Annotated in this window: 19 protein-coding genes; 3 read left to right on the forward strand and 16 right to left on the reverse strand. The window is 67.1% G+C overall.

The features are described from left to right. Window positions 1-98: 98 nt before the first annotated feature. Genes LN047_RS23230 through LN047_RS23240 form a run of 3 tightly spaced genes read right to left on the reverse strand, consistent with a single transcriptional unit; the run spans window position 99 to window position 2,979 of the window. Window positions 99-1,010 carry a LysR family transcriptional regulator gene (locus tag LN047_RS23230; protein WP_338616376.1) on the reverse strand — a complete coding sequence of 304 codons (912 nt, stop codon included), beginning with the start codon at window positions 1,008-1,010 and terminating at the stop codon, window positions 99-101. A 38-nt stretch (window positions 1,011-1,048) separates the two neighbouring features. Continuing rightward, window positions 1,049-2,185, reverse strand: coding sequence for a CaiB/BaiF CoA transferase family protein (locus LN047_RS23235; protein ID WP_373980309.1), 1,137 nt, complete (start codon window positions 2,183-2,185; stop codon window positions 1,049-1,051). Continuing rightward, window positions 2,185-2,979, reverse strand: coding sequence for an enoyl-CoA hydratase (locus LN047_RS23240; protein ID WP_373980310.1), 795 nt, complete (start codon window positions 2,977-2,979; stop codon window positions 2,185-2,187). Before LN047_RS23240 ends, LN047_RS23235 begins: the two co-directional genes overlap by 1 nt. Before the next feature lie 152 nt (window positions 2,980-3,131). On the opposite strand from LN047_RS23240, the gene LN047_RS23245 reads away from it, so the two are divergent. Continuing rightward, entirely contained in the window at window positions 3,132-3,746 is a 615-nt protein-coding gene (locus LN047_RS23245; RefSeq protein WP_373980311.1) for an ATP-binding cassette domain-containing protein, read from the forward strand. A gap of 24 nt (window positions 3,747-3,770) precedes the next feature. Here the strand turns inward: LN047_RS23245 and LN047_RS23250 are convergent, their stop codons facing one another. From LN047_RS23250 to paoA, 7 genes are all read right to left on the reverse strand, one after another. After that, window positions 3,771-4,547 (reverse strand): hypothetical protein, encoded by a 777-nt coding sequence (locus LN047_RS23250; protein WP_373980312.1) that lies wholly within the window; start codon window positions 4,545-4,547, stop codon window positions 3,771-3,773. Window positions 4,548-4,630: 83 nt separating this feature from the next. Beyond that, window positions 4,631-6,085 (reverse strand): DUF1254 domain-containing protein, encoded by a 1,455-nt coding sequence (locus tag LN047_RS23255; protein WP_373980313.1) that lies wholly within the window; start codon window positions 6,083-6,085, stop codon window positions 4,631-4,633. Window positions 6,086-6,515: 430 nt separating this feature from the next. Then, window positions 6,516-7,565 carry a hypothetical protein gene (locus LN047_RS23260; RefSeq protein WP_373980314.1) on the reverse strand — a complete coding sequence of 350 codons (1,050 nt, stop codon included), beginning with the start codon at window positions 7,563-7,565 and terminating at the stop codon, window positions 6,516-6,518. A 234-nt stretch (window positions 7,566-7,799) separates the two neighbouring features. Next, window positions 7,800-8,249 (reverse strand): DUF6389 family protein, encoded by a 450-nt coding sequence (locus LN047_RS23265; RefSeq protein WP_373980315.1) that lies wholly within the window; start codon window positions 8,247-8,249, stop codon window positions 7,800-7,802. A gap of 30 nt (window positions 8,250-8,279) precedes the next feature. Then, window positions 8,280-10,478: an aldehyde oxidoreductase molybdenum-binding subunit PaoC gene (gene paoC, locus LN047_RS23270; RefSeq protein WP_373980316.1), complete on the reverse strand. Its 2,199-nt coding sequence runs from the start codon at window positions 10,476-10,478 to the stop codon at window positions 8,280-8,282. 4 nt (window positions 10,479-10,482) lie between these two features. Beyond that, window positions 10,483-11,433 (reverse strand): xanthine dehydrogenase family protein subunit M, encoded by a 951-nt coding sequence (locus LN047_RS23275; RefSeq protein ID WP_373980317.1) that lies wholly within the window; start codon window positions 11,431-11,433, stop codon window positions 10,483-10,485. After that, a complete protein-coding gene (paoA, locus tag LN047_RS23280) occupies window positions 11,430-12,065 on the reverse strand; it encodes an aldehyde dehydrogenase iron-sulfur subunit PaoA (RefSeq protein WP_056326068.1) in 636 nt (211 codons plus the stop codon). Before paoA ends, LN047_RS23275 begins: the two co-directional genes overlap by 4 nt. Window positions 12,066-12,271: 206 nt before the next feature. On the opposite strand from paoA, the gene LN047_RS23285 reads away from it, so the two are divergent. Next, the gene (locus tag LN047_RS23285; RefSeq protein WP_373980318.1) at window positions 12,272-12,916 is read left to right on the forward strand and encodes an NTP transferase domain-containing protein; all 645 of its coding nucleotides are present in this window, start codon (window positions 12,272-12,274) and stop codon (window positions 12,914-12,916) included. Window positions 12,917-12,924: 8 nt separating this feature from the next. Here the strand turns inward: LN047_RS23285 and LN047_RS23290 are convergent, their stop codons facing one another. From LN047_RS23290 to LN047_RS23305, 4 genes are read right to left on the reverse strand one after another with little or no spacing between them, the layout of a single operon-like run. Continuing rightward, window positions 12,925-14,100: a response regulator gene (locus LN047_RS23290; protein ID WP_373980319.1), complete on the reverse strand. Its 1,176-nt coding sequence runs from the start codon at window positions 14,098-14,100 to the stop codon at window positions 12,925-12,927. Window positions 14,101-14,120: 20 nt separating this feature from the next. Continuing rightward, window positions 14,121-14,741, reverse strand: coding sequence for a chemotaxis protein CheB (locus LN047_RS23295; protein ID WP_373980320.1), 621 nt, complete (start codon window positions 14,739-14,741; stop codon window positions 14,121-14,123). After that, a complete protein-coding gene (locus LN047_RS23300; RefSeq protein WP_142053486.1) occupies window positions 14,738-15,577 on the reverse strand; it encodes a protein-glutamate O-methyltransferase CheR in 840 nt (279 codons plus the stop codon). Before LN047_RS23300 ends, LN047_RS23295 begins: the two co-directional genes overlap by 4 nt. A 33-nt stretch (window positions 15,578-15,610) precedes the next feature. Then, the gene (locus tag LN047_RS23305) at window positions 15,611-19,027 is read right to left on the reverse strand and encodes a response regulator (RefSeq protein WP_373980321.1); all 3,417 of its coding nucleotides are present in this window, start codon (window positions 19,025-19,027) and stop codon (window positions 15,611-15,613) included. A gap of 316 nt (window positions 19,028-19,343) precedes the next feature. On the opposite strand from LN047_RS23305, the gene LN047_RS23310 reads away from it, so the two are divergent. Beyond that, window positions 19,344-19,802 carry a response regulator gene (locus LN047_RS23310; RefSeq protein WP_254595344.1) on the forward strand — a complete coding sequence of 153 codons (459 nt, stop codon included), beginning with the start codon at window positions 19,344-19,346 and terminating at the stop codon, window positions 19,800-19,802. A gap of 19 nt (window positions 19,803-19,821) precedes the next feature. Here LN047_RS23310 and LN047_RS23315 read toward each other — a convergent pair whose 3' ends face one another. Together LN047_RS23315 and LN047_RS23320 are read right to left on the reverse strand one after the other, a co-directional pair. Further along, window positions 19,822-20,601, reverse strand: coding sequence for a 1,6-dihydroxycyclohexa-2,4-diene-1-carboxylate dehydrogenase (locus tag LN047_RS23315; protein WP_056326053.1), 780 nt, complete (start codon window positions 20,599-20,601; stop codon window positions 19,822-19,824). A gap of 12 nt (window positions 20,602-20,613) precedes the next feature. After that, entirely contained in the window at window positions 20,614-21,912 is a 1,299-nt protein-coding gene (locus LN047_RS23320; protein ID WP_373982178.1) for an MFS transporter, read from the reverse strand. Between the last annotated feature and the right edge of the window lie 4 nt (window positions 21,913-21,916).

The following is a 21,916-nucleotide window of genomic DNA, read 5'->3' on the forward strand; positions in this document are numbered from 1 at the left end:
GGGCCGCGGATCGGCCCTCTTGAACTGAACCGTATGATGCTCGTGCAGCGCTTATCCCAACAAGGGACTAATTTTCATAGACTCATTCCACAACGGGATTAATCGTCCGTTTGCTCGCGTTCGCGCAGGTAATCCTCGGTGGCTTGCAGGAAGGCGCTGGCGGCCATCGACAGGCGCGCGTTGCGGCGCTGGATAAGCCACAGTTCGTGGCCGTGCCGGCGCGCGCCATCGATGGCCAGCACGCGCAGCCCCAGTTGCCGCGCCAGATCGCAGGCGTAGCCGGGCACCACCGTGATGCCCAGGCCCGCGCCGACCAACTTCAGGGCCGAGATCAGCATGCCCGCCTCGATGCCATACCGGAACGTCAGGTTCTGATCGGCCGCCACCCTGTCCAGGCTGCGCCGCACGCTGTAGACACTGCGCAGCATGATGTGGTCGTACGCCGCCACGTCGCCCCATGACACATTCCGCCGGCGCGTCAGCGCATGCCTGGGCGCGCATACCGCGTACAGCGTGTCCCGGTAGATGACGCGCGCCACCAGCTCATCGGTAGGGGTATCGACCGAGACCATGCCAAAGTCCGCGCGCCCGTTGCGCACATGCTCGATGGTTTCATCGGTGTTCAATTCAAACAGGTCCAGCTTCACGCTCGGGTGCGCCCGGTGATATCGCGCCACCACGTCGCCCAGCAACCCGGCCATCATCAACGGCGACGTCGCCACGCCGACCGTGCCGCGTTCCAGCGTGCGCAGGCCCGACATGCTGCGCTCGGCGGCGCGCACGGTCCCCAGGATTTCCTGCGCGTAGGCATAGAAGTCGGCCGCGCCATCGCAGGGCGTGACGCTGCGCGTAGATCGTTCGAACAGGGGCTGCCCGACTTCCGCCTCGAGTTCGGCGCACAGTTTGCTGACGGCGGACTGCGTCACGAAGGCCGCGCGCGCGGCGGCCGTGAAACTGCGCAGTTCGTAGAGCGCGCAGAACACGCGCAATTGCTTGAGTGTGATGTTCATGGTCGAAGTCGCCGCAAGGCGCCGCCGCCCATGCCGGGTCAGCGCGCAGGCTCGAGCATATCGCGATCGGCATCCTGCGGCGGCGCGGCGCGCCGGATGGCGCCGGGCGTGCGAGAAAAGCGCACGGGAATGCCGCAGGCCGTCATTGGACCCTCGGTGGGATGATCGACGCGCTGAAAAAATCCCGTCGCCCGCAAGTGCGGATCGTCGAACAGCGACTCCGGCGTGTTGACGCGCGAATGGGGGATGTCAGCGTCCGCCAGCAGCGCCAGCCATGCGTCCGTGCCCTGCTGCGCCACGATATCGGCCAGATCCTGATACAGCGCGTCGAAATTGCGCGCGCGCGCCGCCGCGTCGGCGTAGCGTGCATCGCCGGCCAGGTCAGGCCGCCGCGCCAGGGCGAAAAAACGCCGCCATTGCGCGTCCGTGTAGGGCAGCAGCGCCAAAAAGCCGTCGCGCGTGCGATAGGGCCGGCGCTGCGGCGAGAGCACGCGGCTGTAGCCCATCGGGCCCAGCGGCGGCTCGAAGCTGTGCCCGGCCAGGTGCTCGACCAGATTGAACGACACCAGCGTCTCGAACATGGGCACCTCGATCGCCTGACCTTGCCCCGACCGCTCGCGCTCGTACAGGGCCATCGGGATGGCATACGCCAGCGTCAGGCCCGCGACCTTGTCGGCCAGGATCGTATTCACGTAGGCGGGCGCGCCGCTGTTGCGGCCCTGCAGGTCCGCCAGTCCGCTCATGGCCTGGATGATGTCGTCGAAGGCCGGACGCGCCGCGTACGGTCCATCCTGCCCGAAGCCCACCGCCGCGCAGTGGATAAGGCGCGGATTGCGCGCGCACAACGCGGCCGCATCCAGGCCCAGCCGCGCCAGCGCGGCTGGGCGGACATTGGAGACGAACACGTCCGCCCCGTCAATCAGGCGCAGCAGGCTGGCGTGGTCCTGCGGCGTCTTCGCGTCCAGCGTCACGCTGTGCTTGTTGCGGTTCAGGTTCAAGTACGCAGGCCCCATGCCCGCATGCGCGGCGGGCGCCGAGGTGCGGAACACATCGCCCTCCGGCGCCTCGACCTTGATGACCTCGGCCCCCATGTCGCCCAGGATCTGGGTGGCATACGGCCCCATCGCCACCGCAGTCATGTCGATGACGCGAACGCCTTGCAGCGGTCCCGCCATTACCTGGCCTCCCGATTCGATTTGTGCGCCAGGAACGGCGCCATGTAGCGGCGCGGCTCATCGGTGGTGAAGGCCTCGCCAAAGGCGTCCACGCTGCGGTCCAGACCGGCCTGGATCGAGGACTCGGTCCAATAGCGCAGCAAGGCCTTCTGCGAGCGCACCGCGGCCGGCCCGCTTGCCGCGATCGGGGCCACGGTGCGTTCGACCAGCGCGTCCAGCTCGCCGGCCTCGCACAGGAATTCCAGAAAGCCCCAGTCCCGCGCCTGCGCGGCGTCCACCGTCTCGCCCGTCAGCAGCAGCCAGTTGGTCGGACCTTGACCGATGAGCGCGGGCAGCAGCACCGCATGGATCACCGAGGGAATGCCGACGCGCACTTCAGGCATACCGAACACGCCGTCCGCCGAACCCAGGCGGATGTCGCAGGCGGCCGCCAGCTCCATGCCGGCGCCCAGGCAATAGCCCGGCAACCGTGCAATGGTCGGCACCGGAATGTCGGCCACGGCGTCGCACAGGTCGCGCAGCCGCGTGATGAACGCGCGCGCACCCTGCGGGTCCAGCTCGGCCATCTCATAGATGTTGGCCCCGCCCACGAAGGCCTGGTCGCCCGTGCCGCGGATGACCACCGCGCGCGCGTCGTCCTGCGCTGCAATCCAGCGCGCGGCCTCGGTCAAGCCGAGCGTGACCGCCGAGGCCAGGATGTTCAGGCGCTTCGCGTCGTGGATCTGCAGGGTGTAGACGCCGCGCGGATCGCGCGTGACGCGGGCGTGGGGAAACGTGGGGATGGGCGCAGTCATGAAGTCTCCGGCTAGATAGGTTTGCCGTCGATGCTACCGGCGGCTTTTGATGACAACAAACAAGGAATTTTCATGGAATGAGTCTGGAATGGAATAAATCGCGGTCCGGCGTCGCGATGGTTGCCCGCGCATTCCTCTCGTACACTTGCCGCATGCTACGACTCGACAACCTCAGCAAGCGCTACGGCGACCATATCGTGTTCCAGGGCCTCTCGCACGCCTTCGCGCCGGGGTGCGTGGCGCTCTGCGAAGAAGACAGCACTGGAAAATCCAGCCTGCTCAGCATCATTGCCGGCGCGCTGGCGCCCGACAGCGGCGACGTCCTTATCGACGGGCACTCGCTGCGAGACGCGCCGCTTGCGGCACGGTCCCGACTGGCCTATGTGCCGGACAACTGCATGGCATTTCCCGAGCAGACGGGCCGCGGCCTGCTGCAACAGGTGGCGGCAGCCAGGCACGTTGCGTTGGACGAAGCCGTGCTCGATCTGGCCAATCGGCTGGGATTGGAGCCGCATCTGGACAAGCGTTTCGAGCAGATGTCCACGGGCACGCGGCGCAAGGTCTACCTGACGGCCGCCGCGCTGGGCGACCCGGCGGTTGTCGTGGCCGACGGTCCCAGCAACGGGCTGGATGCCCAGGCGCGCGGCGTGCTGGCCGACGTCTTCAAAACCTGGGCACAGACGCGCGTCGTGCTGTTCGCCAGCCATGACCCCGAATTGGTGCAGGCGTGCGGCGCCCGCACGGTCAATGTGGCCGACCTGCGCTGAGCAACCGGCTGCCCGGCGCTGCGGTCAAAAGCGGATGGTCACCCCCGCAATGGGCCCCTGCAGCACCACGTCGTATTTGAAGCCGTTGCGCTCGTAGTCCACGCCCATTGCCCGGTAGCCGACCGTGGCGGACACCGATTTGTTGAAGCTGTAGCCCACGCCCAGCCCCAGGTCCCAGTCCGCCTGCGCGCCCCCGGCGCCGATCATGCCCCAGCCCGTCAGATAGGCCTTGGGATGAAAGTTGTAGGTGCCTCGCACGCCCACCATGGCGTCGACCCACGTCGCGCTGTCGCTGCGCTTGCGTCCGTCAGCAAACCGCCCCTTGAACGTGATGTCCGTGTCCACCGACCACACCCGCAACCCTGCGACCACGTCCAGGCTGTGTTCGGACCGGTCCAGCACGGAATAGCCCCCTCCGATCAGGCCGGTGAACGACGTGCTCTTCACATCCGCGCTGGAGGCCAGAATTCCTCTGGGTGTATCGCCTTGCGCGCCCACCTTCACGTACAGCAGGTCGCCAATGATGCTGTAGCGGCCCTTGCGCGCGTCGCCCATCAGCATGGCGGCGAAGTCCAGGTTGTCGAAGATCTTGTCGAAGCTGGCGCTGATATCGACCGTCGGCAGGCGCCCATGCGTGACTTTTCCCGACAGCGCCGGCGCCCACAGATACGGCGAGACCGAGAATTTCCATTCGTCGGAAACCCCGGCGTCCAGAATGGGCGCCGGCGGTGTTTCGGCCGCGTCCGCGGCCCCTAACGGGAATGCCGCGCATGCCAGGCAGACAGTGATGTGCTTTTTCATCGCGAGATCCCCGAGGCCCGAAGGCATGTCGAAAAAAAGGCGCCCCGCCCAAACGCAGGGCGCGTCCTGCCGCCGTGACCGCGTCAGCTCACCCGCCGCACCGGCGGCACCGTCCACGACCCGTTGATGATCGACGGGTCGCTTTCGTTGGGCCAATACAGGCGCATCATCAGGATGAATCGGCCCTTGGGCGCCGGCAGCCAGTTCGACTCGTGCTCGGGGCCCGGCGATTCGTTCTGAATCAACAGATCGATCGACCCATCGGATTTGCGCTTGAGCGGCTGGCGTTCGCTGATGGAATAGCGGTTCAGCGGGTTATCGACAAAGAAGTAGTTCTGGTCATACATGGTCAATGACCAGAACCCCGACACGGGCGGCGTCAGGCCCTTCTTGAACGTCAGCACGTACTTCTCCGACCCGTTGTATTCGCGCAGGATCGCCCCGTTGGCTGACCGCAACGAGGTCGGGTAGATGGCGTCCTGCGGCCGGTTCGCACCCAGCCCGATGGCGGTGACCAAGGCCCGTTGCAGATAGTTGGTGCCGTAGATCCCCGTCTTGGTCGTGAAACCCCAGCCGTCGATATGCTGGATGTCGCCATCGGTGGACCGGAAATGCGCCATGATCCGCGCGAAGCCGGTATCCGGCACCCGCCTGGCAAAATCGGCAGGCAACTTGGACTTGTCGAAATCCTGCCCAGGCACGATGCCGATGGTGGCCATTTTTTCCACCATGGGCGCGTCCGCCGCGGTCGGCGGATTGCGCTTGAGCAACTGCGCAAACAGCGCGAAGTACTCGTGGGCATCCATGTTGTTGACCTGATCGCGCACCGGCGTCTTCATGTCGATGGCCGGATCCACCTTGCCCTGCGGCGCTGTCCACGCCTTGCCCCAGGCGCTCAGCGGCGCGATCTTCACCTGGTCCTGCAGCTTGTGCACCTCGGCATAGTCCTCCGGCGTGCCCGTGCAATAGATGCGGCCGAGCAGCCAGACGATGCTCGTTGGCGACTTGTATTGCTTCATGCCCTGCGGCACGGCGCCTTCCCAGCCCGGCCCCGTCACGACGAAGGTCTGCGCGCCGGTGCCCGTCGTGCGCTTGCCCGGCACGTCGAACACGGTCGTCCAGCCATCCAGCAGCGGAAACAGCGCGTAGCGGCCGTTCATGTCGGGCAGGCTGATGACCCAGGGCTCGTCGCCCACATCGAAAAAGGCCGTGGTGTACAGGGTGTCGGCGTTGGGCGCGGTCACGTCGCGGAACTTGGCGTCCGGATATTCGCGCAGCTTGATGAGCTGGCCCATCGGCGCGCGCGTGCCCTTCGGTTCGGTCACGTTGGTGACCACCCGGCGTGTCATCTCCATGGTCACCAGCGGGTAGGCGTAGATGTAGGCTTCGGTGGCCAGGACGAATCGGTCGTCGGCTTCCGGCAGGTTGGCTACCAGCCCTTCGGAGGCGGCTGCCGAGGCCCGGAACGCCGGTCCCAGCGATCCTGCAGCCAGCAGGGCCAATCCCCCTGCGTTCAGTTTGCGGCGAGTTAGCTTCATTGTTATCGCTCCAATGGATGGGTCTGACGAAGTTCACTTCGGGGACTTCCAACAAGCACGACGGTGTTTTCAAGCTAATGCGCATTCGGTGGTGATGTGTCGGGGCACGCTCCAAGGATCAGGGTCAGGGAAACCACGGCAGACGGCAGGCAGCGCGCCGCCGAAGGGCGGACTGCCTTTGTGCGCATGGCCAAGGGGAAAGCACGGGTGCGCGAGCGCGCACGCGTGGGGAAGGCGGGGTGGACGTCCAAGAATGGGCTCCCTGAAGAAATCAGAGCAAACGCACCACTGAAGGAACTGGGCTACGGACCATCCATTCGACCGACTCGCGCGAGGACGAAGCGGTTTCGGTCAATCTATGCGCAGTTTTTTAGCTGCTCAAGTGGCCGGAATGACTACGACCATCCGCCATTGGTCGCAATCCACTGCCCTACTTGCCCTTGCCGATCGACAGGGGCACGCCCCACACCGGATCCTGCATGCCCTGCTTGCCCAAGGGCGTGATCTGCATCGGCTTGAGCTTGGACAGCAATTCGCGCTGCGCGTCGGTCAGGTTCGTGCGCTGCGCGAAGTACTTCTGCGCAAAATCCATCGGCGCGGGCCACGTGTAGACCGTGAAGTCTTCCAGCGGGCACTCGATCATCTTCGGGTCCACCGCGCGGCAGGCGGACTGCTTGAACGTGTAGCTGGGCGTCTTCATGTGCATGCGCTGGCTCAGCACCAGATCCCCGCCCTTGAGCGTGAAGCTGGCCAGCGCCAGCTTGGGCAGCACGCGCGACTGCACCTTGATTGCCGGGATGTCGCGCGACGTGGTGTCTTCGTAGTAACCGGCGCGCGATCCCGGCGTGGTTTCGGTGACCTGCTGCTCGCCCCAGGCGACGCAGGCGCCCGATCCGCGATGCACGGCCGTGCAGACTTTCTGCGTGCTGGTCCGCGAGCCCGTGGTGCCTTCGTGCCAGTTCGTTTCCTTGTAGAACTCGCGGTACAGCTCGGGCGACAGGTACGCGGTGCCGTTGGCGCCCCGGCCCGACCCTTCTGCGCCGGGGCGCGCGCCGATCTGATTCAGCGTGGCATTGAGCTTGTAATCGTCTCCCCCCGTCAGCAGGTACTTGCCCGGCGGCAGGATATGGACTTCAAAGGCCTTGAACAGGTAGGTCGTGTCCTTGTCCCGCTGCAGCGAGTTGTTCTGGAACTTGCGGCCGAAGGTGATGCGCGGGTCCGGTTCGAACATCCAGACGGTGTTGCCGGTCCAGGTCGTCATCAGCATGGCGTCCTTCAGCGAGGCGTGCGGCATCAGGTCCGCGACCAGCACCACGGCCATGTTCGCCTTCATCGCCTCGCCGATCAGGTCGACCAGCTTGCCGTATCGCGGATCGTCCGCCGTGCCCTCGCCGTTGGACGACGGAATGGTGACGCAGCCCGACAGGGTCAGGGCAAGCGTCAGGGCAGACAGGGCAAGGCGCGGGCGCGGCAGGGACATGGGATCGATCCTTGGGGTCGGTAAGACGGCAATGTGCGCGCATCCTACCCGCTTGGGAACGATTCGCAACATCCGGTTTGACCGCTGAAACAGTTGGTGGCAGGCAACGTAACGCAGAACCGCGCCGTGAAAGCGCATTCCGGGTAAACCAGCCGTAATGGGTTGTTTCGAATGTTTCGCCTGGGGTCCGCCGACGCTGCCCAGGCCCCGCCTTGTCCGCCAGGAACTTCGCCGTTATGCGCGGCTTAATGCCCGCGGCAGATCCGTGCCGTAATCGTCTTGGGCATAAACCATCGCCGGCAAGGGCGACACGGCGCGGCCTGCCTGGTCCCATAGCGTTTCGACCCAGCCGGCCGCCGCGTCGGCAATCGCGTCCTGCACGCAGAACGCCGGCTCGGTGGAAAACAAAGGCAGCGGCGGCTCCAGCCCTGCTTCTCCGTGCACCACGTCAAAGAGATTGCGGTAGCCCTCGATGGCTTTGTTAAGCACATACAGATCCGGCCCTTCCAGACCGATCACCACCGAAAAGGTCCCTTCGCCGCCCTGGTCCGGAAAGATGCCGAACTGGATCTCGCGCGCCTTCCCGGGCAATCGCGCGAACATGCCGGCCAGCGTGTGCAGCGCGGCCGCCGTGTGCGCGTCCAGCGCGCGGCGCAGCGCGTCCTGATAGTCGTGTTTCGTCATCGCGCCAGCATAGCGCATGGCGGCACGGCATCACGCGTCGACGGGCATCCCGTCCAGCAACTTGTCCAGCGTCACCGGATAGTTCCGCACGCGCACGCCGGTCGCGTTGTACACCGCGTTGGCGATGGCTGCCGCCACGCCGCACAGGCCCAGCTCGCCGACGCCCTTGGCCTTCATCGGCGACGACACCGGATCGTCCTCGTCCAGGAAGATGACCTCCTGACGCGGAATGTCGGCATGAACGGGAACCTCGTAGCTTGCCAGGTCGTGGTTGACGAAATAACCCAGGCGATGGTCGACGGCCAGCTCCTCCATCAACGCCGCGCCCACGCCCATGGTCATGGCGCCGATGACCTGGCTACGCGCGGTCTTGGGATTGAGGATGCGGCCCGCGGCGCAGACCGCCAGCATGCGCCGCACGCGCGTCTCGCCGGTGGCGGCGTCCACGGCCACTTCCACGAAGTGCGCGCCGAAGGTGGACTGCTGGAATTTCTTGTCCAGGTCACCGAATTCGATCGTGTCTTCCGCGACCAGCTCGCCGCCCGATGCCGCGCGCACCAGGGGCGCGGAGCGTCCGCTGGCGTCGGTGACCGTGCCGTCCGCGAACACCGCGCCCGCGGCATCAAATCCCAACTGCTCAACGACCCGCGCGCGCAACTTCTCGCACGCCGCGTAGACGCCGGCCGTGGAACTGTTCGCGCCCCATTGGCCGCCCGAGCCCGCCGACACGGGAAAGGATGAATCGCCCAGGCGCACGACCACGCGCGACAGCGGCACGCCCAGCATTTCGGCCGCCGTCTGCGCAATGATGGTGTAGCTGCCGGTGCCGATGTCGGTCATGTCGGTCTCGACGATCACGCGGCCCGTCGCGTCCAGCCGCACGCGCGCGGCCGACTTGGTCACCAGGTTGTTGCGAAAGGCGCTGGCCACGCCCAGCCCGATCAGCCACTGCCCTTCCCGCCGCGCACCGGGCTTGGGATCACGCTTGTCCCAGCCGAAGTGGCGGGCGCCGGTCTGCAGGCATTCGACAAAACGCCGGCGCGAGAACGGCCGCGACGGATCGGTGGGATCGACCTGGGTGTCGTTCACCACGCGGAACTGCACGGGATCCATGTCCAGCGCCTCTGCCATCTCGTCGATGGCGATCTCCAGGGCCATCATGCCCGGCGCCTCGCCGGGCGCACGCATCGCGTTGCCTTCGGGAAGGTCCAGCGTCATCAGGTTCAGCGCGGTGTGCTGGTTGGCGCCGGCATACAGCAGCTTGGTCTGCTGCACGGCCTCTTCCGGCTGGCCGTCCGGCAGGTCACCGGACCAGCTTTCGTGCGAAATCGCCGTCAGCTTGCCGTCCCGCCCCGCGCCCAGCCGGATGCGCTGGATCGTGGCGGGCCGGTGCGTGGTGTTGTTGATCACCAGCGGACGCGGCAACGCCACCTTCACTGGCCTGCCCGCCTCGCGCGCGGCCAGCGCCGCCAGCAAGGCGTCCGCGCGCACGAAAAGCTTGCCGCCGAAACCGCCGCCGATGTAGGGCGACACCAGGCGCACGTTTTCCTTGGGGATACCCAGCGTGCGCGCCACGTCCGACCGCCCCCACGCGATCATCTGGTTGGACGTCCACAGCGTAAGCTTGTCGCCCTTCCAGACGGCGAGCGACGCGTGCGGCTCCATCATGGCGTGCGACTGATCTGGCGTGGTGTAGGTGGTGTCGATCTTGACGGGCGCTTCTGCAAACGCGGCATCGAAGTCGCCCGTGTCCGTCTTGGGAATGTGCTTGCCCGCAGCGCCGTTGTCCCGCAATGCCGCCAGGTCGTACGCGCCCGGCGCCCGCGCATACTGCACGCGAATGAGCTTGGCGGCCGCGCGCGCCTCCTCGAACGTGTTGGCCACCACCACCGCAATGGCCTGGTGATAGTGCTGTATTTCCGGCCCGCCCAGCAGCGTGGCCGTGTTCATCTTGCCCTTGCCCAGCTTGCCGGCGTTCTGCGCGGTCACGATGGCCAGGACACCCGGCGCGCGGCGCGCAAGATCGGTGTCCATGGCGGTGATGGCGCCCTTGGCAATGGCCGCTCCCACCACGTAGCCGATCGCCGCGTTCGGCGCGATGTCGTGATGCTCGTAGGCATACGGGGCCTGGCCGCTCGTCTTGAGCGGCCCGTCGATGCGATCGACGGGCTGGCCCACGATCTTGAGCTGGTCGATGGGATTCTGTGTCGCGGGAGTCTCGAATTTCATGGCCTTACGTCCTCGCTTGCGTCAAGACGGCGCCAAGCGCGCGCCGCGCCAGGGTCAGCTTGAAGGCATTGTCTGGCGTGGGCGCGGCGCCCGCCAGCAGCGCATCGGTCACGCGCGCCGCGCCATCCGGCAGCTGCGCTTCCGCCGACGCATCGCGCCACGGTTGAGGCGCCACGCCGCCCAGCGCCACGCGCCCGGCGCCATCGTTCTGCACCACGGCGGCCACCGACACCAGTGCAAACGCATACGACGCGCGGTCGCGCACCTTGCGGTAGAAGTGCTTGCCGCCCAGGGGCTTGGGCAGCACCACCCCAGTGATCAGTTCGCCCGCGTCCAGATGGGTCTCGATGTGCGGCGTGTCGCCGGGAAGCCGGTAGAAGTCGGCAATGGGAATGACCCGCCGCGTCGCATCCGGGCGAACCGTCTCGACCTTCGCGTCCAGCACGCGCATCGCCACCGCCATGTCGCTGGGATGCGTGGCGATGCAGGCCTGGCTGCCTCCGATCACGGCCAGTTGCCGCGTCACGCCGCCGATTGCGGAACAGCCGCTGCCGGGCACGCGTTTGTTGCAGGGCTGATTGGTGTCGTAGAAATAGGGGCAGCGCGTGCGTTGCAGCAGATTGCCGGCGGTTGTGGCGCGATTGCGGATCTGTCCCGAGGCGCCTGCCAGCAGGGCGCGCGCCAGCACCTCGTAATCGCGGCGCACGGTCTCGTGGGCCGCCAGATCCGCATTGCGCACCAGCGCGCCAATGCGCAGCCCGCCGTCGCCGGCCGGTTCGATCCGGTCCAGGTCCAGGCCGTTGACATCGATCAGATGCGAAGGCGTTTCCACCTCGATCTTCATCAGGTCCAGCAGATTGGTGCCGCCGGCGATGAACCGGGCACGCGGCTCGCGCGCGGCGCTGGCCGCCGCTTCGGCGTCGGTCCGGGGACGCTCGTACGTGAAGGCTCTCATGCCTTGCCCTCCGCGACGTCTTCGATGGCATCCAGGATGTTGGCGTAGGCGCCGCAGCGGCAGATGTTGCCGCTCATGCGCTCGCGGATTTCCTCGGGTGACAGCAGCGGGCGTTCGTTCAGCGATCCGGTCACGTGGCTGGGCATGCCGCGCGCGGCCTCGTCCAGCATGCCCACCGCCGAGCAGATCTGCCCCGGCGTGCAGTAGCCGCACTGGTAACCGTCATGCTTGACGAATGCAGCCTGCAGCGGATGCAGCGCGCCCGGCGTGCCCAACCCCTCGATGGTGGTGATCTGCTGGCCATCGTGCATGACGGCCAGCGTCAGACAGGAATTGATGCGCTTGCCGTCCAGCAGCACCGTACAGGCGCCGCATTGCCCGTGATCGCAGCCCTTCTTGGTGCCGGTCATGTGCAGGTGCTCGCGCAGCGCGTCCAGCAGGCTCGTGCGCAGGTCCAACGCCAATTCGTGGGTGTTGCCGTTCACGGTCAGCGTGACGGTGGCCTTCAGGCTTTGCGGCGGCGCGGTGTTCTGGGCAGCGGACATGGCAGGCGTTCCGAATGCGGTGGCGGACGCGGCGCCTGCCTTGAGCAGGTTGCGCCGCGACATATTGATATCAGTGGGATTTTCCAAGGTTGGAACTCCTGTAAGCGTCCGGCGGGCCGAAGCCCGGACATCCAGGGCGGGTTCCCAGCAAGCGGTGTGCCTGGCCGCGAGCCGCGGGCGTGACAATGCGCACGGCCGCGTACATGGCATCCTGGAATTCCCGATAAGATCGTCGTCAACAAACGATGATAGCGACGGAAATCGCCCGGCCGCCACGCCAACCTGACAAGAAAATGTTCGATCTCGAAACCAATCCGGACAACGCGGCGCGCCCGCGCTGCATGGGCATCCTGCTTGCTGCCGGGCGCGGCCGGCGCTATGCCGGCGCAGCCGGGGGCCAGGACAAATTGCTTGCGCCCCTTGCGGACGGCGTGCCCGTGGTGGCCGCAGCCGCGGCGACGCTGCGCGCGGCCACCACACGCGTCGTGGCGATCACCCGCGCGGATAACGACCGCGTTGCCGCGCTACTGGCGCAGGCCGGGTGCGAGGTCGTGACGATCGATCCGCGCGCCGACGGCATGGGCGACAGCCTGGCTGCCGCCGCGCGCCACGTCATGCAGACCGCCGGCGCGGACATCCACGCCTGCCTCGTCGCGCTGGGCGACATGCCGTGGATCCGCCCGGACACCTGCCAGCGGGTCGCGCAGGCGGCGCTTCTGCATCCGATCGTGGCACCGGCCTGGCGTGGCCAGCGCGGACATCCGGTCGCCTTTCAGCGGTCCATCTGGCCGGCGCTGGCGGCGCTGTCGGGCGATGTGGGCGCGCGTGCCGTGCTGGCGCGTCATGGCGTGACCGAACTCGCGGTCGAGGACGCAGGCGTGTGCGCGGATGTGGATACGCCGGACGACCTGGCGGCTGTGCGGCGGGACAGCCAATAAACCGGAAATCAGGCCGGCGTCGCGTTGCCGACGCGCTGGCCGATCACCGGCGCCCCGGCCGGCTCGGCATGACGCGGCAGGGCCACCCGGAAACTCGTCACGTCGTCGCGCGAGTCCACGCTGATGCACCCGCCATGCGAGGCCACGATCTGTTGCGCAATGAACAGGCCCAGGCCCAGGCCGTGATGACCGCCGGGGCGGCGCGCGCCGCTGCGGAACGGGTTGAACAGGTGCGGGAGCAGCTCGGGCGCAATGGTGCCGCCATTGGACACCGTCACGACAACCTCGCACGGGGCCTCGCCATTGACCTCGACGCGAACCGGCGCGGTCTTGCTGCCATGATGCAAGGCGTTGCCGACCAGGTTGGCGATGACCTGGGAGATGCGCGCGCCGTCCCATGAACCCGCCGCGTCGCCGCGGCTAAGCGACTCCACGTGGCGCTCGGGAAAGCCCGTGCGCACCTCGTCCAGCGTGCGCTCGACCAGCGCATCCATGCGCAGGGCTTCCGGCGACAGCGCAAGGCCGCCCGCCTGGCGGATGCGCGTTACATCGAGCAGGTCTTCGATCAGGCACGACATGCGCTCGCTGCTTTGCAGCATGCGCCGCGCCAGGCTGGCCACGCGCTCGTCGTCGCCGCGGCGCTGCAGCACCGTAGCGCCCATGATGATGGCCTGAAGCGGCGTACGCAGGTCGTGGCTCAGCACCGCCATGAACATTTCGTTCACCCGCAGCGCCTCGGTGCGTTCTTCCAGCTGCTGCGCCAGCGCACGCTTGCGCTCGTGCAACTCGAAGAACACGTTCGCCTTGCTGCGCAGCATGTACGGGTCCACCGGCTTGTACAGGAAGTCCACCGCGCCGCTCTCGTAGCCGCGGAACTGCCAGTTCTGCTCGCGCGAGCCGGCGGTGATGAAGATCAGCGGAATGTGGCGCGTGCGCTCGCTGCCCCGGATCAGTTCGGCCAGCTCGAAGCCGTTCATGTCGGGCATCTGCACGTCCAGCAACGCCAGCGCCACGTCGCCGTGGCGCAGCAGCAGTTCAAGCGCCTGCGGGCCGGATTGGGCCTTCAGCACTTCGACACGGTCGCTGGCAAGCAGCGCCTCGAGGGCAATCAGATTCTCCGGAATGTCGTCGACCAGCAGGCATTTGATGCGGTCGTCGTGGGAAGGGGCTGATGTCGGGATCATGGTGTCAATGCGGTTGGGTTTCAGGGCAGCCGCCTCGTGGGCAACTGCGCGAAAACAGCGGCAATCTCGTCGGGCGTCAGGGCCCGCGCCGCCGGAACCAGCGCCAGCGCGGCGTCCGGCATGGTGCGCACGGGGGCCGACTCGGGCGACTGCACCAGCGTGCGGCCGCCGGCAGCCTGGATGGCGGCCAGGCCTTCGGCGCCGTCCTCGTTGGCGCCCGACAGCAGCACGCCCAGCAGCCGATCGCCATAACAATCGGCCGCGGATTGGAAAAGCACGTCAATGGACGGGCGCGAAAAATTCACCGGCGGGTCGATCGACAGCGCCAGGCGCGGCCCCCGATCCACCAGCAGGTGGTAGCCGGGTGGCGCGAAATACACATTGCCCGGCTGTATCGGCTGCTGGTCCTGGGCTTCCAGCACGGTCAACGCGCAGCGGTAGCCAAAAATGTCCGGCAGCAGGCTGCGCCGGTCGCACGGCAGATGCAGCACCACGACCACACCGGCGCGCAGGCCGGCCGGAAGCGCCGGCAGCAAGACATTCAAGGCGTCGATCGCGCCCGAGGACCCGCCGATGACGATCGCATCCCAGGAGGCTGCGGCCTGCGCATCGGCACGAGGGTGCGGTGCGCGCGCGGTCACAGGTCAGCCTTCTTGCGGTAGATGCGGTCCGCCAGCACGAAGTCGTCAAAACCGTCGGCCTGCGCCGAGAACCGGACCGATTCCCGGGACCCCAGTCCCAGGAATCCGCGATGCACCAATGCATCGTGGAACAGTCCAAGCGCCCGGTTCTGCAGGTCGCGCTCGAAGTAGATGAGCACGTTGCGGCACGACACCAGATGCACTTCGGCGAACACGCTGTCCGTGGACAGGCTGTGGTCGGAGAACACCATGTGTTCACGCAGCGACTTGTCGAACACCACGCGGCCATAGCGCGCCGTGTAGTAGTCAGACAGCGAGCTGCGCCCGCCGGACTGCGCGTGGTTGGCCGTGAAGGCCGCCGCCCGGTCCAGGTCGAAGACGCCCTGCTCGGCCGCGCGCAGCGCGTGCGGATTGATATCGGTCGCATAGATCAGCGACCGGTCCAGCAGGCCTTCCTCGTGCAGCAGGATGGCCAGCGAATAGACCTCTTCGCCGGCGCTGCAACCGGCCACCCACACCTTGATCGAGGGATAGGTGCGAAGGATGGGCAAAACCTCGCGGCGCAGCGCCAGAAAGTAGCTGGGGTCGCGGAACATGTCGCTGACCTGCACCGTCAGGTACTGCAGAAGGCCCGTGAAGACGGCCGGATCGTGCAGCACGCGGTCCTGCAGTTGCGACAGCGTTCTGCAATCGAACTCGCCCAGCGCGGTGCGCAGGCGGCGTTTCAGCGAGGCCTGCGCATACTCGCGAAAGTCGTAGTGATACCGGTGATAGATGGCATCGAGCAGCAGCCGCTGCTCGATGTCTTCGATGTGCGCCTTGTTCTGTGTCGGCATGGGCGTGATCGCTGTGTCCTGATCCGGTCCGGCCTACTTGCGCATCCAGACGCGCACCAGCGACAAGAGGCGCTCGACGTCCAGCGGCTTGGAGATGTAGTCGTTGGCGCCCGCGGCCAGGCACTTCTCCTGATCGTCCTTCATGGCCTTGGCCGTCAGGGCGATGATGGGCAGCCGGCGCCACTCGGGCCGCGCGCGGATCTCGCGCATGGCCGTGTAGCCGTCCATCTCCGGCATCATGATGTCCATCAGCACCAGGTCGACCGCGCGGTGGCCGTTCACGCCGGCGCGGCCCAGCGCATCCAGCGCCTCGCGTCCGTTGCGCGCGATCTCCACGTGCAGGCCGGTGGGCTCCAGGATGCTGGACAGCGCGAACACGTTGCGCACGTCGTCTTCCACCACCAGCACGGTGCGGCCTTCCAGCGTGGTGTCGCGGCTGCGCGCCAGCTCCAGCATCTGGCGCTGCTGCGGCGGCAGTTCGGCTTCCACCTGGTGCAGGAACAGCGTCACCTCGTCCAGCAGGCGCTCGGGCGAGCGCGCGTCCTTGATGATGATCGACTTGGAGAAGCGGCGCAGCTGCTGTTCTTCGTCGCGCGACAGCGCGCGGCCGGTATACACGATCACCGGCGGGAACGACACGCTGTCCTGCTCGGCCATTTCGCGCAGAAGTTCGTAACCGCTCATGTCGGGCAGGTTCAGGTCCATCACCACGCAGTCGTAGGTGGTGTCGCGCAGCAGCGTCAGCGCATCGCCGGCAGTGGCGGCCAGCACGATCTCGACGTCGTCGCGCGCCAGCAGTTCGCGCACGCTGTCGCGTTGGCGGTCATCGTCCTCGACGACCAGCACGCGCCGCACGTTCTGCGTGAACTTGGCTTCCAACCGGTGCAGCGCATGCACCAGTTCCTCGCGCTTGACCGGCTTGAGCGCGTAGCCCACCGCGCCGCGGACCAGCGCTTCCTGCGCGTAGTCCGCCACCGACACGATGTGGACCGGGATGTGCCGGGTGGCCGGATTGCGCTTGAGCTGGTCCAGCACGCCCAGGCCGGAAAAGTCGGGCAGGTTCACGTCCAGCACGATCGCGTCGGGCCGCCGCTGGGACGCCAGCGCCAGGCCATCCGTCGCGGTGTGCGCGGTCAGGCAGCCAAAGCCCATTTCGTGCGCCAGATCGGCCAGAATGCCGGCAAAGCGCTCGTCGTCCTCGATGACGAGGATGGTGCGGGCATACGTTTGCGCGGGTTCCGGTTCGGCGGCCTCAGCCGGCGCTTGCGGGCCGGCCTGCGAGGTGGCGGGAACGGCGGGCGTGGCCGGGGCCGGTTGCGCCGGGATCGCGGGCGCATCGGTCCGGTCGTTGGCCGACGGCGCGGGCGAAACAACCAGCAGGTTCATCGGCAGCAGCAGCGTGAACACGCTGCCTTGCCCGGGGATGCTGGTCAGCGACAGCGTGCCGCCCAGCAGCTTGGCCAGGTCGCGCGAAATCGACAGGCCCAACCCGGTGCCGCCGTGCTTGCGGTGGGTGCTGCCGTCGGCCTGGCGGAATGCCTCGAAAATCAGTTCGTGCTGTTCGGCGGGCACGCCGATGCCGGTATCGTGCACCGCAAAGGACACCATCCGTCCCGGGGCCCGCGCCACGCGCAGCGCCACGAACCCCTTGTCGGTGAACTTGATGGCGTTGGACAGCAGGTTTTTCAGCACCTGCCCCAGGCGCTGCGGATCCGTGCGCAGGGTGTCGGGCACGTCGCGCGCGATATCCAGCTCCAGCGTCAGCCCCTTCTCGTGGGCCAGCGGCTGCAACGGTTCCAAGAGGCGCTGGAGGGCCGGGGCAACCGCCACCTCTTCGACCTCCACCGTCGCCTGGCCGGCTTCGATCTTGGCCAGATCCAGGATGTCGTTGATGAGCGCCAGCAGGTCGCGTCCCGCCGCGTGAATGGTCTGGGCGTACTTCACCTGGTCGGCCGACAGGTTGCCCGTCTTGTTGTCGGACAGCAGCTTGGCCAGGATCAGCGTCGAATTCAGCGGCGTGCGCAGCTCGTGGCTCATGTTGGCCAGGAACTCGCTCTTGTACTGGCTGGCCTGCGTCAGAAGGCGCGCCTTGTCCGTCAGCGCGCTTTGCACGCGCAGAAGCTGTTCGGTCTGGGATTCCAGGTTGAGGTTGGTCTGCTCAAGCTCGGTCTGCTGCAATTCCATGCGCGCCTGCGATTCCTGCAGGATGCGGCTTTGCTGCTCCAGCTCCTCGTTGCTGACGCGCAGCTCTTCCTGCTGAGTCTGCAGCTCTTCAGACTGGCGCTGCGTCTCGGCCAGCAGCGCTTCCAGACGCGAACGGTCCATGCCCGCCCGGATCGCCGACGCCAGCATTTCCGACGCGCCTTCAAGCAGGCTGCGCTCGCTCTCGCTGACCGCATGATTGAAGCCCAGCTCGATGACGGCATACACGCGCTCGTACTGCATGGCCGGCGCCACCACCAGTTCGGTCGGCGTCGAGCGCCCCGTGGCCGACGACACTTCCAGGTGGCCGGCAGGGACGTTGCGCACGTGCAGCAGCTTGCGCGACGTGGCCGACTGGCCGGCCAGGCCCTGCGCCAGCGGGATCTTTTGCGGCAGCCGCTCGGGCGGCAGCGCGTAGCCGCCAAAAAGCTCCAGATCGTCACCATTGACAACATAGCCCGCGCCCACGCTGGCATGCAGGTACTCGGCCAGGTAATCCAGCGCCCGCCTGCCGATTTCATCCAGGCGCAGGTCGCCCCGCAGCCGCATGCTGAGACCGGTCAGGCCCGTCGTCACCCACGCCTGCCGCGCCTTGATGCGGTATTCGCGGATGGTCATGCCGGCCGAGGCCAGGATCAGGGCCAGCAGCACCAGCGCGCCGGTCCAAGAGTAGTAGGTCGAGATTGTCGAGGCCTGGTTCCACGCATTGCGCTCGCGCTGGATCTGATCCATCTGCAGGGCGTAAAGCTCGCCGACCAGATCGCGCAGCCGGTCCATGGCGTCCTTGCCCGAATCGGTCCGCACCACCGCCATCGCGCCCTCGGCGTCGCCCGCCTTGCGCATTTCGATGGTGTTGTTCAGTTCGCTCAGCTTTTGCTGCGTGATGCCGGCGATGTCATTGGCGATCCGGCGCTGCGCGGTATTGTCATTCGCGGCTTCCTTCACGACCGCCAACCGCTGCTCGATCAGCGGCACGGAGCGCACGTAGGGTTCCAGATAAGACGGGTCGCCCGTCAGCAGATAGCCTCGCTGCCCGATCTCGGCGTCTTTCAAGGCGGAATTGAACAGGCTGAGCTGGCGCAGTGACTCGGTGGCGCGGTCCATGGCCTGGACGGCGCGCGCCCGGGTGTCCGCAGACCGGACGTTGACGAAGGCGATGACCAGCGTGGCCACCGCCGCCAAGACGAATCCGGCCATCAAAGTGCGAGGAAAGGCAAGGCGGCTGGCGGGCTGCGGCGATTTCAGCATGAGGTCGATATACCAAATCAGGAAAGGCGCGCGAATCGCGCAATGCGAGGATCCGAAGGATTATGCGGATTGAAAAACACCATAGAAATCCTTCGAACTGTGGAACTATACAGGTCCTTGCGGCCCGATGGTTGCGTATGGATACAACTACGACACCCTATCGGCCCGGGCATGCCCTAGGATTTCGCCTGCACGCACTGCCCCCCTACTCGCGGCTGCCGCCTAGCCCGGCATGCCCCGGCCCTGCCCGCGTGAGCGCGCGGCCAGCCGATGGCGCAGACAATCGAATTCCCAGCCGTCCGCGGCACTGACAATCATGAAGAAAATCCTTTTGGTGGACGACCAACCCACGTTGGTCGCCCTGATGAGCGAGTTCCTGAGTAGCGAAGGCTATGACGTGACGACGCATACCGACGGACTCACCGCGCTGCAGCAGATGATTGCGCTGCGCCCCGACCTCGTCATCACCGATCTGTCCATGCCCGGCATGGACGGCGGCGCCCTCCTGACCGCCATGCGGGAAAACGCCTACCTGCACGAAACGCCCGTGCTGGTCCTGAGCGGCCGCCCCGAACATGAAATGCTGGAAGCCTGCGGCGAACGCGCGGTCCTGATGCGCAAGCCGGCCAACCCGGATGAAGTGCTGAAGGCGGTGCGCCGCCTGACGCAGGCGGCGCAGCCGCCCTCGCCGGCACGCGGGGGTTCGGGCCGGCTGACGGCCTCTTTCAGCCGCTTGGGCGCCGCCAGCCTGGAGCGGCTCGTTCAGGCGGCATGACGCCGCCTGAACGGCGTCCTTACCCCACGTGCCCACCCGCCACGTACATCACCTGACCCGTGATGTACGACGCCTCGGGCGCCGCCAGAAAGCAGATCGCCGCGGCAACCTCTTCCATGCTGCCCATGCGGTGCATGGGCGTGCCGGCCAGACAATCCGTATACATTTCCCGCTGCCAGATGCGGTCCTGCTCCGAAGGGGCTTCGGTGTTGCGCGGGATGGCCCGCACGCCGTTGTCCAGGGCGCCCGGCGCCACGCCGTTCACGCGCACCCCGGATTCGGCCAGTTCCAGCGCCATGCAGACGGTGGCGGCGTGCACGCCGCCCTTGGACGCGGAATACGGCACGCGGTAAATGCCACGGGTGGCGTTTGAGCCCACGTTCACAATGGCGCCCCGGCCCTGATTGCGCATCACCGGGATCACCTCGCGGCACGACCACAGCGTGGGCCAGAGCGACCGGGTTACCTCTCGTTGCATCTCGTCCGGCGTGTATTCCCAGAAGGGCTTCATCCAGATCGTGCCGCCCACGTTGTGCACCGACACGTCGATCCGCCCATGCGAGTCCATCGTGTACTGCACCATCCGCTGCGCGCCCGCATGGGTTTCCAGGTCGGCATCGATGAACGACGCCTGCCCGCCGGCGTCGCGGATCTCGCGGGCCACGGTCTCGCCCAGTTCAGCGGCGCGATCGACGAGGACGACGGTGGCGCCTTCGGCCGCCAGCCGCTTGGCGGTGGCGCGTCCCACCCCCTGCGCGGCGCCCGTGACCAGCGCGATCTGATTTTCAAATCGATTCATGCGGACTCCCCCTCAATGCGCGCGCGACAACTCGCCCGGCGCGGGCTGTGACGACCGGGTGTCCACGGCCAGCACGGCCAGCAGCGCGCCCGCCAGCGGAATGGCCAGCACCATGAAAAAGCCCGACGGTCCGAACCAGCCCAGGAACGTGCCGCCGATGGCCGAGCCGATGATGGCGCCGGCGCGGCCGATGCCGATGGACCAGCCCGTCGCGGTGGCGCGCAGCGCCGTCGGATACGCGCCGATGACCAGATAATTCAGCGCCAGCTGCTGGCCGCCGATGCCCAGGCCCGCCGCGCCGATCAGGATGAACACCAGCGTCCAGTCCGTTCCCGCGTAGCCCAGCCCCAGCGCCACCGCAATGCCCAGCGCGAACATCGCGATCAGCAGCGACCGCGTCGACACGCGCGGCATCAGGTAGGACAGCGGAAAGGCGCACACGATGAACACGAGGTTCACGGTGAACGTGCCCATCGGGGCCTGGTCTGCCGGCAAGCCCGCCGCCTTGAGCACCGTGGGCAGCCACGACAGCAGCATGAACCACGCCACCCAGTTCAGCAGGTACACCGACCAGATCGCCAGCGTCTTGCGGGCATAGCCGTCGGCAAAGAGCGCCTTGACGCTGGCGCGGATCGTCGCGTCTTCCGGCACCGTGAAGCGCGTGCCGGCCGGCAGCGGCTGGCGCGAGATCTTCGCCAGAATGCGGGCGACATATCCCTGGCCCGCCGCGTCGCCGCGCATGGCCTTGAATTGCAGCGACTCGGGCAGCAGCACGACCAGCGCCCCAAGCAGCAGCAGCGGCGCCACGCCGCCAACGATGAAGATGCCCTCCCAACCGATCACCGGCAGCATGCGCGCGGCCAGCAGGCCGCCCAGCATGGCGCCCGCGGGCAGGCCCAGCAGCACGCCGGTGATCACCGAGCCACGATGGCGTGCCGGCGCGTATTCCGCCGCCAGCGCCAGCACGATCGGCGTGCAGCCGCCCATGCCCAACCCCGCGATGAACCGAAGCGTAAGGATGTGCCACGTTTGCGTGGCGCCCGCCGTCGCAAGCGTCGCCAGCCCGAACACCGCCACGCCGATCAGCGCCGCCGGACGGCGGCCGATTCGGTCGCCCACCAGGCCCAGCGTCATGGCGCCCACCGTCATGCCGACGATGCCCGCCGTGAGGATCGGCGCCAGTTCGCCGGGCTGCAGCTTGAATGCCGCGAGGATCGCCGGCCCGGTGAACGCCATTGCCTGCGTGTCAAAGCCATCGAACAGCGCGATCAGAAAGCACAGGGCAAGGACGCGCCATTGAAAGGCGCCCATCCGT

Origin of the sequence: Achromobacter sp. JD417 (genome assembly GCF_041879325.1) — a bacterium.
GTDB lineage: Bacteria > Pseudomonadota > Gammaproteobacteria > Burkholderiales > Burkholderiaceae_B > Achromobacter > Achromobacter mucicolens.

Bases quoted from the DNA above. Each gene is read 5' to 3' on its own strand.
- LN047_RS23230 (WP_338616376.1), bottom strand. From the start codon at position 1,010: ATGAACATCACACTCAAGCAATTGCGCGTGTTCTGCGCGCTCTACGAA.
- LN047_RS23235 (WP_373980309.1), bottom strand. From the start codon at position 2,185: ATGGCGGGACCGCTGCAAGGCGTTCGCGTCATCGACATGACTGCGGTG.
- LN047_RS23240 (WP_373980310.1), bottom strand. From the start codon at position 2,979: ATGACTGCGCCCATCCCCACGTTTCCCCACGCCCGCGTCACGCGCGAT.
- LN047_RS23245 (WP_373980311.1), top strand. From the start codon at position 3,132: ATGCTACGACTCGACAACCTCAGCAAGCGCTACGGCGACCATATCGTG.
- LN047_RS23250 (WP_373980312.1), bottom strand. From the start codon at position 4,547: ATGAAAAAGCACATCACTGTCTGCCTGGCATGCGCGGCATTCCCGTTA.
- LN047_RS23255 (WP_373980313.1), bottom strand. From the start codon at position 6,085: ATGAAGCTAACTCGCCGCAAACTGAACGCAGGGGGATTGGCCCTGCTG.
- LN047_RS23260 (WP_373980314.1), bottom strand. From the start codon at position 7,565: ATGTCCCTGCCGCGCCCGCGCCTTGCCCTGTCTGCCCTGACGCTTGCC.
- LN047_RS23265 (WP_373980315.1), bottom strand. From the start codon at position 8,249: ATGACGAAACACGACTATCAGGACGCGCTGCGCCGCGCGCTGGACGCG.
- paoC (WP_373980316.1), bottom strand. From the start codon at position 10,478: ATGAAATTCGAGACTCCCGCGACACAGAATCCCATCGACCAGCTCAAG.
- LN047_RS23275 (WP_373980317.1), bottom strand. From the start codon at position 11,433: ATGAGAGCCTTCACGTACGAGCGTCCCCGGACCGACGCCGAAGCGGCG.
- LN047_RS23285 (WP_373980318.1), top strand. From the start codon at position 12,272: ATGTTCGATCTCGAAACCAATCCGGACAACGCGGCGCGCCCGCGCTGC.
- LN047_RS23290 (WP_373980319.1), bottom strand. From the start codon at position 14,100: ATGATCCCGACATCAGCCCCTTCCCACGACGACCGCATCAAATGCCTG.
- LN047_RS23300 (WP_142053486.1), bottom strand. From the start codon at position 15,577: ATGCCGACACAGAACAAGGCGCACATCGAAGACATCGAGCAGCGGCTG.
- LN047_RS23305 (WP_373980321.1), bottom strand. From the start codon at position 19,027: ATGCTGAAATCGCCGCAGCCCGCCAGCCGCCTTGCCTTTCCTCGCACT.
- LN047_RS23310 (WP_254595344.1), top strand. From the start codon at position 19,344: ATGAAGAAAATCCTTTTGGTGGACGACCAACCCACGTTGGTCGCCCTG.
- LN047_RS23315 (WP_056326053.1), bottom strand. From the start codon at position 20,601: ATGAATCGATTTGAAAATCAGATCGCGCTGGTCACGGGCGCCGCGCAG.
- LN047_RS23320 (WP_373982178.1), bottom strand. From the start codon at position 21,912: ATGGGCGCCTTTCAATGGCGCGTCCTTGCCCTGTGCTTTCTGATCGCG.